The 16,023-nt window shown below is 76.2% G+C and carries 15 protein-coding genes; 8 read left to right on the top strand and 7 right to left on the bottom strand.

Going from position 1 to position 16,023, the window contains the following annotated elements:
- Window positions 1-2: 2 nt before the first annotated feature.
- The 4 genes from GCU67_RS15060 to GCU67_RS15075 all read right to left on the bottom strand — a co-directional run bounded on the left by GCU67_RS15060 (window position 3) and on the right by GCU67_RS15075 (window position 4,971).
- Window positions 3-482 carry a universal stress protein gene (locus GCU67_RS15060; protein ID WP_211661428.1) on the bottom strand — a complete coding sequence of 160 codons (480 nt, stop codon included), beginning with the start codon at window positions 480-482 and terminating at the stop codon, window positions 3-5.
- Window positions 479-1,900, bottom strand: coding sequence for an APC family permease (locus tag GCU67_RS15065; RefSeq protein ID WP_163612022.1), 1,422 nt, complete (start codon window positions 1,898-1,900; stop codon window positions 479-481). The genes GCU67_RS15060 and GCU67_RS15065 overlap by 4 nt, the downstream gene beginning before the upstream one ends.
- A gap of 101 nt (window positions 1,901-2,001) precedes the next feature.
- Window positions 2,002-2,805, bottom strand: coding sequence for an SDR family NAD(P)-dependent oxidoreductase (locus tag GCU67_RS15070; protein WP_163612023.1), 804 nt, complete (start codon window positions 2,803-2,805; stop codon window positions 2,002-2,004).
- Window positions 2,806-2,967: 162 nt separating this feature from the next.
- Window positions 2,968-4,971, bottom strand: coding sequence for a glucuronyl esterase domain-containing protein (locus GCU67_RS15075; protein ID WP_163612024.1), 2,004 nt, complete (start codon window positions 4,969-4,971; stop codon window positions 2,968-2,970).
- A 91-nt stretch (window positions 4,972-5,062) separates the two neighbouring features.
- On the opposite strand from GCU67_RS15075, the gene GCU67_RS15080 reads away from it, so the two are divergent.
- From GCU67_RS15080 to GCU67_RS15090, 3 genes are read left to right on the top strand one after another with little or no spacing between them, the layout of a single operon-like run.
- Window positions 5,063-5,953 (top strand): ATP-grasp domain-containing protein, encoded by an 891-nt coding sequence (locus GCU67_RS15080; protein ID WP_163612025.1) that lies wholly within the window; start codon window positions 5,063-5,065, stop codon window positions 5,951-5,953.
- On the top strand, window positions 5,950-7,305 hold the full coding sequence (locus GCU67_RS15085) for a circularly permuted type 2 ATP-grasp protein (RefSeq protein WP_163612026.1): 1,356 nt from the start codon (window positions 5,950-5,952) through the stop codon (window positions 7,303-7,305). The genes GCU67_RS15080 and GCU67_RS15085 overlap by 4 nt, the downstream gene beginning before the upstream one ends.
- A gap of 34 nt (window positions 7,306-7,339) precedes the next feature.
- A complete protein-coding gene (locus GCU67_RS15090; protein ID WP_163612027.1) occupies window positions 7,340-7,738 on the top strand; it encodes a pilus assembly protein CpaE in 399 nt (132 codons plus the stop codon).
- Between the two features lie 27 nt (window positions 7,739-7,765).
- Here the strand turns inward: GCU67_RS15090 and GCU67_RS15095 are convergent, their stop codons facing one another.
- Window positions 7,766-9,289 carry an amino acid permease gene (locus GCU67_RS15095; protein WP_163612028.1) on the bottom strand — a complete coding sequence of 508 codons (1,524 nt, stop codon included), beginning with the start codon at window positions 9,287-9,289 and terminating at the stop codon, window positions 7,766-7,768.
- A 185-nt stretch (window positions 9,290-9,474) separates the two neighbouring features.
- Here GCU67_RS15095 and GCU67_RS15100 point away from each other — a divergent pair, with 185 nt between their 5' ends.
- Together GCU67_RS15100 and GCU67_RS15105 are read left to right on the top strand one after the other, a co-directional pair.
- Window positions 9,475-10,221: a CDP-alcohol phosphatidyltransferase family protein gene (locus GCU67_RS15100; RefSeq protein WP_420846359.1), complete on the top strand. Its 747-nt coding sequence runs from the start codon at window positions 9,475-9,477 to the stop codon at window positions 10,219-10,221.
- Between the two features lie 149 nt (window positions 10,222-10,370).
- Complete coding sequence (locus GCU67_RS15105; RefSeq protein ID WP_163612030.1) at window positions 10,371-11,006, top strand: hypothetical protein; 636 nt, start codon at window positions 10,371-10,373, stop codon at window positions 11,004-11,006.
- Window positions 11,007-11,123: 117 nt separating this feature from the next.
- Here the strand turns inward: GCU67_RS15105 and GCU67_RS15110 are convergent, their stop codons facing one another.
- Window positions 11,124-12,185 (bottom strand): site-specific integrase, encoded by a 1,062-nt coding sequence (locus tag GCU67_RS15110; RefSeq protein ID WP_246215158.1) that lies wholly within the window; start codon window positions 12,183-12,185, stop codon window positions 11,124-11,126.
- 116 nt (window positions 12,186-12,301) lie between these two features.
- Between GCU67_RS15110 and GCU67_RS15115 the strand changes: the two genes are divergently transcribed.
- Complete coding sequence (locus GCU67_RS15115) at window positions 12,302-13,564, top strand: hypothetical protein (protein WP_163612031.1); 1,263 nt, start codon at window positions 12,302-12,304, stop codon at window positions 13,562-13,564.
- Between the two features lie 174 nt (window positions 13,565-13,738).
- Entirely contained in the window at window positions 13,739-13,867 is a 129-nt protein-coding gene (locus tag GCU67_RS23070; protein ID WP_420846360.1) for a CGNR zinc finger domain-containing protein, read from the top strand.
- 9 nt (window positions 13,868-13,876) lie between these two features.
- Here GCU67_RS23070 and GCU67_RS15120 read toward each other — a convergent pair whose 3' ends face one another.
- Window positions 13,877-15,127, bottom strand: coding sequence for a saccharopine dehydrogenase family protein (locus GCU67_RS15120; RefSeq protein WP_163612032.1), 1,251 nt, complete (start codon window positions 15,125-15,127; stop codon window positions 13,877-13,879).
- A gap of 240 nt (window positions 15,128-15,367) precedes the next feature.
- Here GCU67_RS15120 and GCU67_RS15125 point away from each other — a divergent pair, with 240 nt between their 5' ends.
- Window positions 15,368-16,015, top strand: a complete 648-nt coding sequence (locus tag GCU67_RS15125; RefSeq protein ID WP_163612033.1) for a class I SAM-dependent methyltransferase — start codon at window positions 15,368-15,370, stop codon at window positions 16,013-16,015.
- The last annotated feature ends 8 nt before the right edge of the window (window positions 16,016-16,023 follow it).

The following is a 16,023-nucleotide window of genomic DNA, read 5'->3' on the forward strand; positions in this document are numbered from 1 at the left end:
GGTCAAACCGGGGGCGCGGCGCCGGTCGGGGCGGTGCGGGTGGGCCGGCAGACGAGCACCGGGCAGGGCGCGGAGTGCTGCACCCGCGCGGCGGTGGTGCCCAGCAGGATGGTCGCGGTCAGCCCGCGCCCGCCCGACGCCAGGGAGATGAGCCCGGCGCCGACCTCCTCGGCCGCCCGGATGATCTCCGCGGCGGGCGAGCCGCTGCGCACCCGCCGGTGCACGGTGGGGCCCCAGCCGTCGAACACCGCCGCCACGACGTCGACCGCGGCCGCGGCGTCGGCCTGGAAGCTGATGTCGGTCGGTTCGGCGTTGCGGCGCCCGGGGAGCTCGTTGGCGAAGGGCACCGCGGCGTACGGGCTCACGACGGCGACCACGGTGACCTCGGTGATCTCCCGGCCGTCGGCGATCTGCTGGAACTGCTCGGCGGCGGCCAGCGAGGCCTGCGACCCGTCGGTGGCGACGACGACGTGCACGCTCACGCCCTCCCATCGGTCTCGGTGGTGACGGCGGCCGGTGGCCGGCGCCCCGTGCTGACGCGCTCGGCGAGGTACAGGACGACGCCGAGGGCGAGCAGTCCGGCCACCCACAACAGCGACCCGGGGTCGTCGTAGAGGGTGTAGACCAGCACGACCAGGTTGCCGACGATGCCCAGGTAGAGCAGCGGCGTGCTCGCCCGGTAGGTGTCCGGGGTCTCGTCGCTGCCCCGCAGCCTCAGGCAGGCGACGATGACCAGCGCGTAGATGAAGAGCAGGAACACCACGGTGATGGTGGCCAGCCGGTCGACGACGTCGAGCTCGGAGCCGGTCAACTGGATGACCGCACCGATCACCAGCAGTGAGCCGACGACGCAGACCCCGAAGAGCAGGGCCACGTAGGGGCTGCGGCGGGTCGGGTGGACCTTGGCGAAGACCCCGGGGACGACGTCCTCGCGGGCCATCCCGTAGAGGATCCGGGACTGGGCGACGACGGTGACCAGCGCGGTGTTGCTGATGGCGACCATGGCGATGAGGCCGAAGACGACGAGCATGACGTCCACCGGGACAGGCAGCAGGTCGGCGCGGATGACCTCCAGCAGCGTGTTGCCCGACAGCGTCTCGATCGGCACGGCCAGCGCGGCGGCGAGGGAGACCAACACGTAGACCGCACCGGCGGTCACCATGCCGCCGATCAGCGCCCGCGGGAAGGCCCGCGAGGGGTCGATGGTCTCCTCCGCCACGTTGGCCGCGTTCTCGAACCCGGTCATGGCGAAGAAGGCCAGCGAGACGCCGGAGACCACGGCGATGGCCTTGCTGCCCTCACCGCTGAACTCCAGGAGCACCGCGGGGTCGGAGATGCCCTGGACGAGGGCGATCACGCCGATGACCATGATCAGGAGCAGGCCGCTGAGCTCGATGAACGTCAGGACGACGTTGAGCCCGACCGACTCGCTGATCCCGATCAGGTTGATCACCGTGATGACCGCGATGAAGGCCAGCGCGATCAGCAGGGTGGGGATGACAGCGTCCTCGGACATCCCGACGACGCCGGCGAAGTAGCGGACGAAGCCCGAGGCCAGCGAGCCGACGGCGGCCATGTTGGCCGAGAGCATGCAGATGGTGATGAAGAAGGTCAGCACCGGACGCCGGAACGCCTTGTTGACGTACAGCGAGGCGCCGGCGGCCTGCGGGTACTTGGTCACCAGCTCGGCGTAGGCCAGGCCGGTGACGGCGGCGACCGCGACCCCGGCCAGGAACGCCATCCAGAACGCCCCGCCCACGGCGGCGGCCACCAGGCCGATCAGCACGTAGATGCCGGAGCCGAGGACGTCGCCGACGACGTAGAAGTACAGCTGCCTGGCCGTGATCGAGCGCTTGAGTTCGCTGCGCTCGGCGCTCCCCGCTGCGGCGGACGTCGTCATGCAGGCCGAGGCTAGGGCCACGCTGTGACGTGCGCGTGTCGATCGCGCACGCGATGCGCTCCGGCCGGGCACCGGGTGTTCCCGGTGCCCGGCCGCGGCGCCTAGTTGCTGGCGTCGCCGTAGTTGAACGTGGTGGTGCAGCCGCCGTCGACGGGCACGATCGAGCCGGTCATGAACGACGACGCGTCGGAGGCGAGGAACAGCGCCACCGCGGCGACCTCGGCGGGCTGGGCCTGACGGCCCAGCGGCTGCCGGGCGGCGGCCCGCTCCCGCACCGCGGTCGCCGCGGCGAAGTCCTCCTCGCTCAGCGTCGGCCCCCGGCGGCCCAGGCCGGTGTCGATGTAGCCGGGGCAGATGGCGTTGACCCGGATGTTGTCCGGCCCGTAGTCCACGGCCAGCTGGCGGGTCAGGTTGATGATCGCGCCCTTGGACGCGCAGTAGGCCGGCGCCTTGGGGGCGCCGATCAGCCCGTAGGTCGAGGCGATGTTCACGATCGCGCCGCTGCCGGCGGCCAGGAAGTGCGGGATTGCGTACCTGCTGCACAGGAACGTCCCGCCCAGGTTGACCGCGATCACGCGGTCGAAGTCCGCGGGCTCCACCTCGTGCAGCCGCAGCTGCGCGCCGCCCCCGCCGGCGTTGTTCACCAGGACGTCGAGCCCACCGAAGCGGTCGACGGCGGCGGCGATCAGCGCCGCGGCCTGATCGGGCACCGCGACGTCGGCGGCCACGAACACCGCCGACCCGCCTGCCTCGGTGATCTCGGCGACGGTGCGCTCGCCGTCGTCGGTGAGCACGTCGGAGACGACCACGTGCGCGCCGGCCGCCGCGTACGCCGTGGCGATGGCCCGGCCGATCCCGTTGCCCGAGCCGGTGACCACGGCGGTCCTACCGTCGATGCGTGTCATGTGCGGGTGCTCCAGTCGGACGAGGGCAGTTGGTGCACGCATCCAACACGGCCCCTCCGGTCACCGGTCCAGCAGCTCCCGGACGGTCCGGATGACCAGCTCGGGGTCGTGCGCGGCCATGAAGTGACCGGCCGCCGCCGACCGCGCCGGGACGCCCCCGGATCAGACCGGCGCGGGTCGCGGGCCGTGCTCGTCGAGCCAGTCGAGCACCGCCAGCCGGGTCGCGCCGGAGAGCCGGTGCCAGTCGACCAGCGGCACCCGCGGCACCCCGGCGGCGCGGCAGGCGGCGGCCAGCGCCCCGGCCGGCGTCTCGGGGTCCCAGGCCGGGTCGAACACGACCGTCGGGCGGTCGGCCGCAGCAGTGAGCAGGTCGGCCACGGTGTAGTCGGGGCGGGTCCGCAGCAGCGGCTCGCCGCAGCTGGGCGCGACCAGCACCGCACCGGCCACCGGCACCTCGCCCGGGCCGGCGCCCAGGGCGAGCACGTGCAGCGCCACCAGCGCCCCGGTTCCGTAGGCGGCGAGCCACACCCGGTCGTGCCCGGTCGCCGCTGCCGCGACCGCGGCCACCGCGCCCGCGTCGGCGGTCATCCGGCCCAGCGGCGAGGACCCCCGGCCGGGCTGCTCCCCGTAGCGCGGACCGCTGCCCACCGGGTCGGCGCAGGCGACCGACCAGCCGGCCGCGGCCAGCTGCGCGGGCAGCGGCTCGGCCTGCTCGTAGCCGGCCTGCCACCCGGTCGCCGCGCAGGGCGGGCCCAGCCACAGCACCAGCCCCCGCCCGTCCCCGCCGTCCGGCGGGCGCAGCACGGTGACCGGGACGCCGTCCGCCGTCTGCAGCCCCTGCTCCGCTGCGCGGGGCACCGGCACGACGGGGCGCCCGGCCCGGCCCAGGGCCACGCGGACGGCGCCGCGCAGCTCCGCACCGCGGACCGGCCGCGGGCCGGGTCGCACCCGGTCGGCCGGCCAGACGAGCGGTGCCGGCACCACGGGCGCGGGCACGCGGCGGCGGGGCGGACCGCCGAGGACCGACTGGGCCCAGTCCAGCTGGGCGGCCACCGCAGACTCGTCGGCCCGGTGCCCACCGGGCCGCAGCGCCAGCTCCAGCGCGTCGCCCCGGCCCAGCAGGGTGAAGGCCTCCCGGGCGGCGTCGACCGCGGCGCGGGCGGCCGGGACGCGCTCCACCGGGTCCGCCACGGCCACCGACACGAACACCGGCCGGGGTGCGGCCAGTGCGAGCAGCTCGTGGGAGTCGGTGGGCAGCCGGTGCTCGCGCCCGGCGAACCAGCGCAGCCCCGGGTGGTACCAGCCCGGGTAGTACCGGGTCAGCAGCTCGACCCCCTCACCGAAGTGCCGGTCGGTGCACAACCGGGCCGGGACGGCGCCGAGCACGCCGCTGGAGCTGGACACCACGCCGGCGAACCGGTCGTCGGTGGCGGCGGCCAGCAGCGCGGTCTTGCCGTTGCGGCTGTGCCCGCCGACCAGCACCCGGCGGGCGTCCACGCCCGGTGCGTCGGTCAGCGCGTCGAGCACCCGGGACAGCGCCCACGCCCGCCAGGCCAGCCGCCCGGCGACCAGCGAGGGGAACGCCCGCTCCACGGCCTCGGTGTCGTCGTCGCCGTCCGCGGCCGACACCAGGCAGGCACCCCACCCGCGGGCCAGCGCCGCCTCGGCCCAGGGACCGTGACTGGACTGCAGCAGGTACACCGGCACGTCGCGGCGCACCCCGGCCGCGGGCACCGGCAGCAGCAGCCGCGCCCGCACCGACCAGCCGTCCCCGACGACGAGGTCGCGCACCTCCACGCCACCGGCCGTGGTCACCCCGGTGACCCGGACCGGGGTGCGGCGCGGGGCCGGTGGGGTCGTACCCGTGAGCCACCGGCGCCAGCGGGCGCGCCGCACCGTGCGCCGGGCCGGCCACGCCGCGGCACCGGCCGCCCCGGCCGGCAGGCCCTCCACCGGCGACCACAGCCCGGTGCGCGCCGGCAGCCGGGCGAAGTCCGGCGCCAGCTCACCGCCGGACGCCCGCCAGGCCTCGAACGGCTCGCTCGGTGGCAGGGCACCGGCGAGCTCCGCGGTGTACCGCCGCCGCCGCGCTGCGGCCGAGCGGCCGTCGAGCCCGTCCAGCCCGTCGAGTCCGTCGGCGGGGCGGCCGGACAGCGTCTGCGTCATGCACCCGCACGCTAGGACCGGGGTGTGTCGGCCGCGGTGTCACACGTGTTGCGTCCGTGCTGCGCGGGACGCGGCGGGCAGGGACAGTGGCGTGGTGCGCGTGCTGCTGGTGATGACCGACGTCGACTGGTACGAGAACGCCGGCTACGCCGACGCGTGGGTGCGGGCGCTGGAGGCCGAGGGCGCCGAGGTCGAGCGGCTGGCCCGGGTGCCCGCCGACTGGCCGGTCACCGGCCCTCCCGCGGGTCGCTACGACCTGGCGATCGCCCACGTGCTGGTCGAGGAGGTGGTGGCCTACGCGCCGACCTTCGCCCTGGCCACCCTGCTCGAGGCCGCCGGCGTCCCGCTGCTCAACCCCGTCGCGTCCCTGGTCGCCTCGGCCGACAAGCTCGTCACCCACGCCGTGTGGGCCGCCGCCGGCCTGCCGCAGCCGGCGGCGTGGGACCTGGCGGAGGTCCGCGACTGGCCGATGCCCGGTCGGCAGATGGTGCTCAAGCCCTCCCTCGGCGACGGGGCGCGCTACATCGAGCTGGTCGCCGACCTCGACGCCGCGCGCCGGGTCGAGGACGGCTGGCGGGCCGACGAGGCGGCCGGCGGTCACCGCCGCGGCACGTCGCTGCTGCAGGAGTGGATCGCCGAGCCCGCGTGCGCCCGCGTCTTCGCCACCCCCACCACCACCTCGCTGGTCTACGAGAAGTCCCGGGACGAGGGCGCACTGGTCACCCACGGCACCACCTACCCACGCGTGTACGAGGCCTCGCCAGAGCTCGCGCAGCTGGCCCAGCGCATGGTCGCGTCCCTCGGCGGGGGCCTCATGGGCGTCGACGTGCTGATCGAGCCCGGCGGACGCCTGGTGGCGCTGGAGGCCAACGCGCCCTTCGGGTTCGACGTCACCGACCCCGGGCAGGGCCGTTGGGTGGCCCGCGCCGCGCTGACCGTCGCCGAGCAGGCAGCGGCCGGACGCCGGGCCACCGCGGCGTGAGCACCACGAGCCTCGACGAGGCGCTGCAGCCCGAAGGCGGCGACCGGCCGCACGCGGCCGCGGCACTGCAGGCGGTCCGCGCGTACGGCCCGGCCGCGCTGGCCGACGACGTCGCCCGCGCGGCGGCCGACCTCGGCCTGGAGCACGGCCCGGCCGGCGAGGCGCACGCCTTCACCGTCGACCCGGTGCCGCGGGTGCTCGAGCACCGCGAGTGGGCGGCGATCGCCGCCGGGGTGGACCAGCGGCTGCGGGCGCTGGAGGCGTTCGTCGCCGACGCGCACGGCCCGCGTGAGTCGGTCCGCGCCGGCGTCGTCCCGGCCGCGGTGCTCGTCACCAACCGCTACCTCGCCCCCGGCCTGCCCACCCCGCGGCGGTGGATCGGGATGGCCGGGCCCGACCTGGTTCGCGGCGCCGACGGGGAGTTCGTCGTCCTGGAGGACAACGTGCGGACGCCGTCGCTGCTGGCCTACGCGCTGGCCGCCCGCGACCTGGTGGCGCCGCGGCTGGACGTGCAGCCCGCCCCCGTCCCGGTGCGCGAGGCCGCCGCCGTGGCGATGCGCCGGATGCTGGCCGACGCCACCGACGTCCCCGACCCGGTGGTGGCCGTGCTCGGTGACGGTCCCCGCAGCGCGGTGTCCTGGGAGATCGACCGGTTCGGGGAGATGGTCGGGGCACCGGTGGTGCTGCCCGCGCAGCTCACCGCCCGCGGCGAGGACCTGCTGCTGCCCGACGGACGCCGGGTCGACCTGCTGTGGCGGCGCACCAGCGAGGAGCGGCTGACCGACGACGACGGCCGGCCCAACGAGCTGGGGCAGCTGCTGCTCCCGGCGCTGCGCGCGGGCACGGTCACCGTCGTGAACGCCTTCGGCACCGGTGTCGCCGACGACAAGCGCACCTTCCCCTACGTCGAGGACCTGGTGCGCCACTTCCTGGGCGAGGAGCCGCTGCTGCGGTCCCAGCCGGCGTACGACCTCGGCGACCCGGGGGTGCTCCCCGGGGTGCTCGACCGGCTGCCCGAGCTGGTGCTCAAGCCGCGGTCGGGCTCGGGCGGCTGGGGCATCCTGATCGGCCCGCGCGCCACCGCCGACCAGCTGGAGCAGGCCCGCGCCGCGGTCCTGGCCGCCCCCGGGGAGTGGGTCGCCCAGGAGCCGGTCGCGCTGTCGACCCACCCCACCGTCGTCGGGGGGCGGCTCGCGCCGCGGCACGTGGACTACCGGCCCTACGCCTTCTGCACCGACGGCGGCACGGTGGTGCTGCCCGGTGGCCTGACCCGGTTCTCCCTGGCCGCCGGTGACCTGGTGGTCAACGCCTCGCAGGGCGGCGGCGCCAAGGACACCTGGGTCCCGGGCTGAGGGCGACGACGCGCGGGAGGCGGAGGATGGGGGCGTGCTCTCCATCGCCTCGGCCCGCGCCCTGCACGAGGCGGGCCTGCCGTGGACCCCGGCCCGCGGTGACAGCTTCGTCATAGCCGGCCGGGACATGGACGACGAGGTGTTCGTGCTGTCGGACATGACCGTCGAGGTGCACGAGTTCCCGGGCGGCCCGGTGATCGGCTTCAACGGCACCACCGAGTGGGCGCTGGACTCCGTCGAGAAGTCCGAGACGCTGTGGGTCCCGGCCGAGCACCAGCTCCGCGAGCTGCTGGGCGAGGCGTTCGCCGGGCTGGCGCCGACCGGCGACGGCTACCGGGTCACGCTCCGGGTCGGGGGCGTGACCACCGGCTTCAACGGTCCCGAACCGGCCGAGGCCTACGCCGCGGCACTGCTGCACCTGCTGCGCGGCTGACGGTCCCGCCCGCCGTGCCTCCGCGCCTCAGGCGGCGTGGTCGGCCAGCACGCCGGTGCGGTGGCGCTGCCGGAGCACGTAGTAGGCCAGCCCGATCCCGGCGATGGCGCCGATGAAGACGAACGCGGCCCACTGCAGGTACCAGTGGTGGGGCTCGGTGGCGTTGTAGACCTCGCGCCGCGGCCACGCCAGGTTCAGCGCCATGCCACCGCCCCACAGGACGGCCAGCACGTTGACCGGCAGGCCCCAGCGGCCCAGCGAGAAGTGCCGGGGACCGTCGTCGTCGGCCGGCAGCGGCCACCGGCCGCGCAGCCGGCTGAGCAGCATCGGCACCGTGACCAGCAGGTAGGCGACGTAGATCATCACCACGGCTATGCTGGTGACCGCGGTGAACACCTGCGGCTGGCGGATGTTGACCACCAGGACGGCGATCGCCAGCACGCCGATCAGGACGGCCGGCAGGACCGGCGTCCGGCGCTTCGGGTCGACCCGGGCCAGCCGCGCGGCGAAGGGCAGGTTGTTGTCCCGGGCCATCGCGAACATCATCCGGATCGTCGCGGTGTGCACGGCCAGGCAGCACACCGTGATGGCCACGGCGATGGAGGCCAGGAAGACCTTGCCCAGCCCGCCCCCGGCCGCCGACAGCAGCACGTACTGCAGCCCGCCGGTGGACGACGACAGCTGTGGGTCGGTGAGGTCCTGCACCGACATGAGCCCGAACAGCAGGATCAGCCCGCCCAGCAGGAACGAGGCGGTGATGGCCCGGATGATCGCCCGGGGCGCCGTCCGGCGGGCGTCGATCGTCTCCTCGCCCATGGAGCTCGCGGTGTCGAAGCCGTACATGACGTAGCCCGACGCCAGCGCCGCGACCAGGAAGGCCCCCAGGTAGCCCAGTGACTGCCCCTCGCCCCGGCCGGCGGTCTCGGTCAGGACCTCGACGGGCCCGCGGACGGCGGAGAAGGCCAGGATGACGATGATCAGCACGGCCGCGATCAGCTCGATGAACACCCCGACGCTGTTGATCCGCGCCATCAGCTTCACCCCGAAGGCGTTGACCAGGGTCGTGAACAGGACCAGCGCGCTGCCCAGCACGACGGCGTTGACCGCGACGTCGTAGGTGCCCGTGCCGTCGCCGACCACCTGGAAGCCGGACCACAGCTGCGGGAGCGTGATCTGGTAGGCCAGCACGGTCGCCGACAGCGTGACGATGGACGCCGTCAGCATCATCCAGCCGGCCATCCAGGCCGTCGTCCGGCTGCCCAGCCGCTTGGTCCAGTTGTAGAGCGACCCGGCGATCGGGTAGCGCGCGGCCAGCTCGGCGAAGCAGAGCGCGACCATCAGCTGACCGATGAACACGATCGGCCAGGACCACACGTAGGCCGGGCCGCCGGCGCCGACACCGAAGTAGAAGAGCTGGAACGTGCCGGTCAGGATGGAGATGTAGCTGACCCCGGCGGCGAAGCTGGAGAACCGGCCGATCCGGCGGTCCAGCTGCTGGTTGTAGCCGAAGTCGGTGAGGGAGCGGTCGCCCTGCTGGGTGGGGGTGTCCACGGGCTCTCCAGGTGCGGTCGACGGAGTCGGGTCACTGTGCCCTGTGCCGGGTCGAACTGCCACCCGCCCCGGCGCGGGCACCGCGACGCGACGGACGCCGTGCAGCCGGGCAGCCGCATACGTGGAAAGGTCATGGGGCGACGGCGCCCGCTGGGCTGCCGCCCCTCCCACCCCCGATCACAGAGGTGTTCTCCTTGGGCCGACGCCTGGCAGGCTGGGCGGTGCACGTCTACACCGCGAGCGGTTCCGTGCTCGCGCTGCTCATCGTGCTCGCCGCCATCGACGGCGAGGTGGTCACCGCCCTGTGGATCGGCCTGGTGGCCCTGGTCATCGACGGCACCGACGGGATGCTGGCCCGCGCCGCACGGGTCAAGGAGACGATCACCTGGTTCGACGGGGCCCGCCTCGACGACATCGTCGACTACCTGACCTACGTCTTCGCCCCCGTCGTCCTGCTCTGGACGTCGGGCGCGCTGCCCGACGGTCTGCCGGGGTACGTGCTCGCCGCCCTGCCGCTGATGGCCTCCTGCTACCAGTTCTGCCGGGCGGACGCGAAGACCGAGGACCACGCGTTCCTCGGCTTCCCCAGCTACTGGAACGTGGTCGCCTTCTACGTCGTCGTGCTCGACCTCGGCCGGGGCACCGTCGCCGCCGTCCTGGTGGTCTGCTCGGTGCTGGTGTTCGTGCCGGTGCACTACCTGTACCCGTCGCGGACCAGGACGCTGCGGACCCTGAGCCTGGCCCTGAGCGCGGTCTGGATCGGCACGTACGCGCTGCTGCTCGTCGAGTACCCGGACGTGGACCCGCTGGTGGTGGCCGTGTCGGTGGGCTACCTCGTCTACTACGTGGCGGTCAGCGGGCACCTCACCCTCCTGGCGCGGCGCCGCCGCGGTGCGGCCGGGCCCCAGGTCCCGGTGGACGCCACGCCCTGACCCGGCTGCCCCCGCCGGCCCGGTGACCACTGGTCGCCGCGGCCGGCCGGGTGCGGTGTGGGGTGACCGAACCCGCGTCCGGCGGCCGGGGTGCGGGAACCCGGACACGACGGCGGCACGTTGTCCCGGCGAGCCAGCCGGAGGTCGACGTGTCCCGCTCCCCCAGCGAGAACCCGCAGCACCCCACGCCCACCTGGCCGGGGCGCGCCCTCGTGTGGCCGCTGGCCATGGCCTGGCTCGCGCTGCAGGCGCTGGGGCGGGCCGGCCTGTGGCTGCTCGCCACCGTCGACGCGGGGACGTCGGCCGTGGCCCGCGGGGTCGGCCACGCCCTCCGGGCAGCGGTCCGGGCGCTGGGACCGCTGGGCCGCTGGCTGCTGCGGGCGCTGGCCCCACCGCTGCGCGGGCTGCGCCGGGTGTGGGCGTGGCTCAACCGGCGGGTGTTCCTGGCCATGGCGCGCGGACTGGGCCGGGCCGGGCGCTGGCTGGTGCGCCGCAGCCGGCCGCTGGTGCTGGTGGTCCGGCGGTGGGCGCGGCAGGTGGCGGTCCGGATCAGGCCGGCGGTGCGCCGACTCCGGGCGGCGACCGCGGTGGTCGAGCGGGCGGCCGCGCGGCTGGGCCGGGCCCTGGCCCGCGCGGTCGCACCGCTGCGACGCCTGGTGCGGTCGGCCGGTGCCTCGATCGCCGCCCGGGTGCGCGCCCTCGGGGTGACCGGGGACCAGCCGGTGGAGCCACCGGCCGCAGTCGTCCCGGAACCTGCTGCTCCCCGGGCCGACGCCCGCCGGTGACCGCCCTCGTCACCGCCCCGCCGAGGCGGACGCCCGGAGGCGCCGACCGTCGCTGACCGCCTGCCTCACATGTCGAGGTGGACGCCGGGGGGCGCCGACCGTCGCTGACCACCCGGGTCACAGCCCCAATCGGGCGGACGCCGGGGCGGCCCAGCGGCTGCTGGCGTCGTATCCGCGCAGCGTGGTCACCGACGCCCACCGGCCGGTGCGGGCCAGCTCGCGCTCGCTGACCCCGGCCTTGTAGCCCTCGGTGGCGAAGGACCGGCGCAGGCTGTGCGGGCTCAGACCCTCCAGCGGGACGCCGGCGTGCTCGGCCGCCCGCAGCAGCACCAGCCGCACCGAGGACCGCGCCATCCGGGTGCTGCCGATCCGCGGGGTCACGCCCCGACCGACGCTGCGGAACAGCGGCCCGGACTCCAGCCCGGCGGCGTCCACCCAGGCCTGCAGGGCGCGCACCGGGCAGGTCTGCACCCGCACCCCGGGCGCCAGCGCCAGCACCTCGCCGGCGCCCTCCTGGTCGGTCTTGGAGAACCGGACGGTGACGTCGAGGCCGCCGTGCCCGGCCGGGGCGAGGTCGGTCACGTCCAGCCCGCAGGCGTCCGAGGCCCGCAGGCCCAGCGCGAACGAGGTCAGGATGATCGCCCGGTCCCGGAGGCCTGCCACCCCGTCGGGCAGGTCCTCGACCAGCGCCCGGATCGTCTGGGTGTCCAGCGCCCGGGCCTTCTTGGGACGGCGCCCGTTCCGGGCTGCGGCGCGCCGGATGCCGCGCAGCACCTCGCGGGTGCCGGGGTGCTCCGACGGGCTGGGGTGCCCTGCCTCCCGGTGGGCGTGCCCGATGCCCGACAGTCGCCGCGCGATGGTGCGCGGGCTGGCGCCGGCGTCGCTGAGCGCGGCCAGGTAGGCCGCCACCGCCGCGTCGGCCGCGGGCAGCGGGGTGAAGCCGCGCTGGGCGCACCAGTCCGCCCAGGCCCGGAAGTCCGCCTCGTAGGCCCGCCGCGTCGAGTCGGCCTTGGCCGCGTCCAGGTACCGGCCCACGGACTCGACGTCGCCGGGCAGCACCAGTCCCCCGTCGGCGGGGTGCGCGTCCGACTGCGCCTCGCTGAGCGTCTCCGGGCCCCAGACGACGACCGCACGGACCGTCCGGTCGACCGACACCGACTGCTCCGCGATGGACTCCATAACAGTTGATTATGGAGTGCTCCAATTCGTTTTCGCTGCATCGACTCCTGTGTCTGACGAGCGGTCGTTCGTTCGTTCACCGTCCTGAGTCGGACGAACGAGTGCACAATGCAGTGGTGACCGCGGAAGCAGCGACCTGCGCTTACCCCCACTGCGAGCGCCCGGTGGCCCCGCCGCCGCCGACCGGCGGTCGCTCGTCGTACTGCGAGCTCCCCGGCCACAACCGCGCGACCGCCTTCGCCGCCCGCCGCGCCGAGGCCACCGGTCGCGCGACCAGCGCACCGGGCACGGCAGCAGCGCCCCCGGCTCGCACCGACGTGACCCTCACCGAGGTCGCCGACCAGCTGCGGCAGACCCTCACCGACATCCAGCAGCAGGTCGACCGCGCCCGCGAGGCCCTCACCCGGGCAGCGGACGCCGAGCTGCTGGAGGCCGAGCGCGCCGCGGTCCGCACCGACGCGCGGCGGGAGATCGCCGAGGCCGACCAGCGTGCTGCCCTCGCCGACCGGGTGCGGGCGGTCGCGGAGAAGGCGACGCGGGAGGCGCTCGAGGCGGCCACCCGGGCCGACGCCGAGGCAGCAGCCGCGCAGGCCGACGCCGGGACCGCCCGAGCCGACGCGGCGGCCGCCCGGGCCGACGCAGCCGCAGCGCGGGAGCAGACCCGCGCCGCCGAGGAGGCCGCGGCCTCCGCCGGGGCAGCGGCCGCGCAGGCGCGCACCGACGCGGACGCAGCCGGAGCGCGCGCCGACGCGGCAGAGGCCACACGGCGGGACGCCGAGCGCGCCCGGGACGCGGCGGCCGGCGAGACCGCGGCGGCGCGCACCGAGACGACCCGGGCACTCGAGGCGCGCGACCGTGCCGCAGCCGACGCCGCGGCAGCCCGGGACCAGGCAGCCGCGGCCGAGGCGGCGCGCGACCGGGCGCTGGGGGCCGAGCGCGCGGCGCACGCGGAGACCGAGGCCGCGCGGGCCGCCGCGGCACAGGCGGTCGGCCGGGCGGAGCTGGCCGAGGCGACCGCCCGGCTGGAGACCGCAGCCGCCGACGAGCGCGCCCGGGCGGCCGAGACCCGGACGACGGCCGAGGCGGAGCGGGCCGAGATGCAGGAGGCCCGCGCCGAGCGCGCCGAGCGGCACGCCGAGGAGAGCCGCCGCGACCGGCTGCGCGCCGAGGAGGCCCGCGACCACGCCGTCGCCGAGGCGGAGGCGGTCCGCGCCCAGCTGGCCACGCTCGCCGTCGCACCGGAGAGCGGGACGACGCCCCCGGCCGGACGCCCGCCCGAGGACTCCCCCGCTCCCGGGTCGTCCCGGGAGGACGCGGGCGCCCGGCCGACCCCCCAGGACGGCGACACCCCGCCGTCGTCCACCGCCGGGTCGCGCTGAGGGCGCGGGCCGGTTCCCTCAGCGCGCGGCGACCTCGGCCAGGAAGTCCCGCATCGACGCCGCGACCTGGTCGAGGTGGGACTCCAGCAGGACGTGGCCGCCGTCGAGGAGCTCGACGCGGGCGTCGGGCAGGTCGGTGGTGGAGGCCTGCGCCCCCGCCGGCCCGGAGACCTCGTGGGTGGCCCCGCAGATCGCGTCCGGTCACTCGTCCAGGACCACCCGCGGCGTGAGTGGTGCTCGGCCGCGTGCGGCAACCGCGCCCGTGCCGTCCGGCACCGCCGGCACCGCGACACCGGCGCCTGACCGGCCCGGTCAGCCGCGACCGCCCTCCGCCGCGTCGACCGCGACCACCTCGTAGGTGTGGCCGGCCGCCCGGAGCCGCTCGACCAGCACCCCGCCCAGCGCGGTGGCCGGGGTGAGCGAGCCCGCACGGGCCGGCAGCCGGTCACCGTCCAGCGCGAGCGCGAGAGCGCTCTGCCCGAGCATCACCGCGGTCGCCGCGTAGCCGGGGTCGCCCCGGCCGGCAGCGGTCGCCCGGTAGCGACGGCCGTCCCCGGTGGTGGCGTCGACGACCATCCGGAACCAGCCCCTCTCCCGGGTCGCCGCGCTCGGGCCGGTGCCGGGAGCCGGCAGCAGGCGGTCGAGCACCCCGCGGGCCGGCGGGAAGGACAGCGCCCCGAACGCACCCGCCAGCGCCGCGGTCGTGCCGAGCGCGGTCGCCGCGCCCACCGGCCCCCGGCCGGTGCCCATGACCTCGCCGTAGCTCAGCGACCGGCCGTACCGCCAGCCCTGCAGCGCGTTGCTGCGCCGGACGATGCGGCTGTTGAACGACGCCATCACGAACGGCGCCGTCCATCGGCCGTCAGCGGTACGGGTCGGCGGTGCGGCGTCCCGTGGCTGCCGGGTGTCCGGCTCGGCCGCCCGGTCCGGGCTGAGCGCGAACGGGTCGCCGACCACCCGGCGCAGCGCGCGGTCCTGCCCGACGGCCTCGATCTGGGCGCGGGCGGAGTCGATCGTGCCCCCGCTGAAGCCACCGCGGGCGGTCGCCACCAGCCGGACGTCGCACAGCGGGCCGGCGCCGTCGGCGGCCGCGCGCTCGGCGAGCAGCAGGGTGCTGAGGTCGGAGGGGATCGAGTCGTACCCGCAGGCGTGCACGATCCGCGCCCCCGTCTCCTGGGCGATCGCGTCGACGCGGTCGATGGCCCGCCGGACGAACAGCACCTCCCCGGTGAGGTCGGCGTAGTGCGTGCCGGCGCGCGCGCAGGCCTCGACCAACGGCAGGCCGTGGCGCAGGTAGGGCCCGACCGTGCTGACCAGCACCCGGGTCTGCCCGGCGAGCGCGGCCAGCGACGCCGGGTCGCCGGAGTCGGCGGTCAGCACCGGCCAGTCCCGCGCGGCGCCCGGCAGCTCGCGCCGGACCGCCTCGCACCGCTCCCGGGACCGGCCGGCCAGCGCGATCCGCGTGCCCGGCGGCGCCTGCTCGGCGAGGTGGGCGGCCACCAGCCGGCCCACGAATCCGGACGCGCCGTAGAGGACCAGGTCGTACGGGCGCGTGTCGGTCATCGGGCCATCCTGCCGTCGCCGCGCCTCCCGCGCGGCCCGAGGTCGCTCAGCACGCGACGCACCCGCCGTCGACGACGAACGCCGCGCCGGTGTCGACGACTGCGCTCGCCGTCGCGCTGCCGTGGCGGAGCCGACCGGCGTCCTGGCGAAGCGCCTCTTTGCTAGACCAGCAAGGATGCTTGCGACTGCGCCCGTCGCGCTGCACAGTCACCGCAGGCACACGGACGAGGGGCAGCCGCGATGACGCACGGGTTCGACAAGGACTACTGGGACCAGCACTGGCAGGACCGGACCGGTGGCACGGGGTCGATGGCCGGCAACCCGCCCAACCCGTACCTGGCCCGCGAGCTCGCCGACCTCGTGCCCGGCACGGCCCTGGACGCCGGCTGCGGCGCGGGCGCCGAGGCGCTGTGGCTCGCCGCGCACGGCTGGCAGGTGACGGCCGCCGACATCTCGGCCGAGGCACTGGCCCTGGCCGCGGACCGGGCCACCGCCGCCGGTGCCGAGGACCGGGTGCGGTGGGTCGAGGCCGACCTCGGCGTCTGGACGCCGGACAGCACGTTCGACCTGGTGACGACCCACTACGCGCACCCGGCCGTCCCGCAGCTCGACTTCTACTCCCGCCTCGCCTCCTGGGTGGCGCCCGGCGGGACCCTGCTCGTCGTCGGTCACCTGCACACCCACGGGCACGGCGGCCACGGCGAGCACGGCCACGGGGACGGCCCGCCCGCCGAGGCGTCGGTCACCGCCGCCGCCGTCACCGCCCGGCTGGACGACGCCGAGTGGACGGTGGTCACCGCCGCGGAGCTGCAGCGCACCCTTCCCGGCGCGCACGGCCACGGCCGCACCCTGGACGACGTCGTCGTCCGCGCCACCCGGCGTCCCTGACCCGCGCC

Origin of the sequence: Modestobacter muralis (assembly GCF_010682105.1) — a bacterium.
In the GTDB taxonomy this organism is placed as follows: Bacteria; Actinomycetota; Actinomycetes; order Mycobacteriales; family Geodermatophilaceae; genus Modestobacter; species Modestobacter muralis.

Bases quoted from the DNA above. Each gene is read 5' to 3' on its own strand.
- GCU67_RS15070 (WP_163612023.1), bottom strand. From the start codon at position 2,805: ATGACACGCATCGACGGTAGGACCGCCGTGGTCACCGGCTCGGGCAAC.
- GCU67_RS15120 (WP_163612032.1), bottom strand. From the start codon at position 15,127: ATGACCGACACGCGCCCGTACGACCTGGTCCTCTACGGCGCGTCCGGA.
- GCU67_RS15075 (WP_163612024.1), bottom strand. From the start codon at position 4,971: ATGACGCAGACGCTGTCCGGCCGCCCCGCCGACGGACTCGACGGGCTG.
- GCU67_RS15065 (WP_163612022.1), bottom strand. From the start codon at position 1,900: ATGACGACGTCCGCCGCAGCGGGGAGCGCCGAGCGCAGCGAACTCAAG.
- GCU67_RS15110 (WP_246215158.1), bottom strand. From the start codon at position 12,185: ATGGAGTCCATCGCGGAGCAGTCGGTGTCGGTCGACCGGACGGTCCGT.
- GCU67_RS15125 (WP_163612033.1), top strand. From the start codon at position 15,368: ATGACGCACGGGTTCGACAAGGACTACTGGGACCAGCACTGGCAGGAC.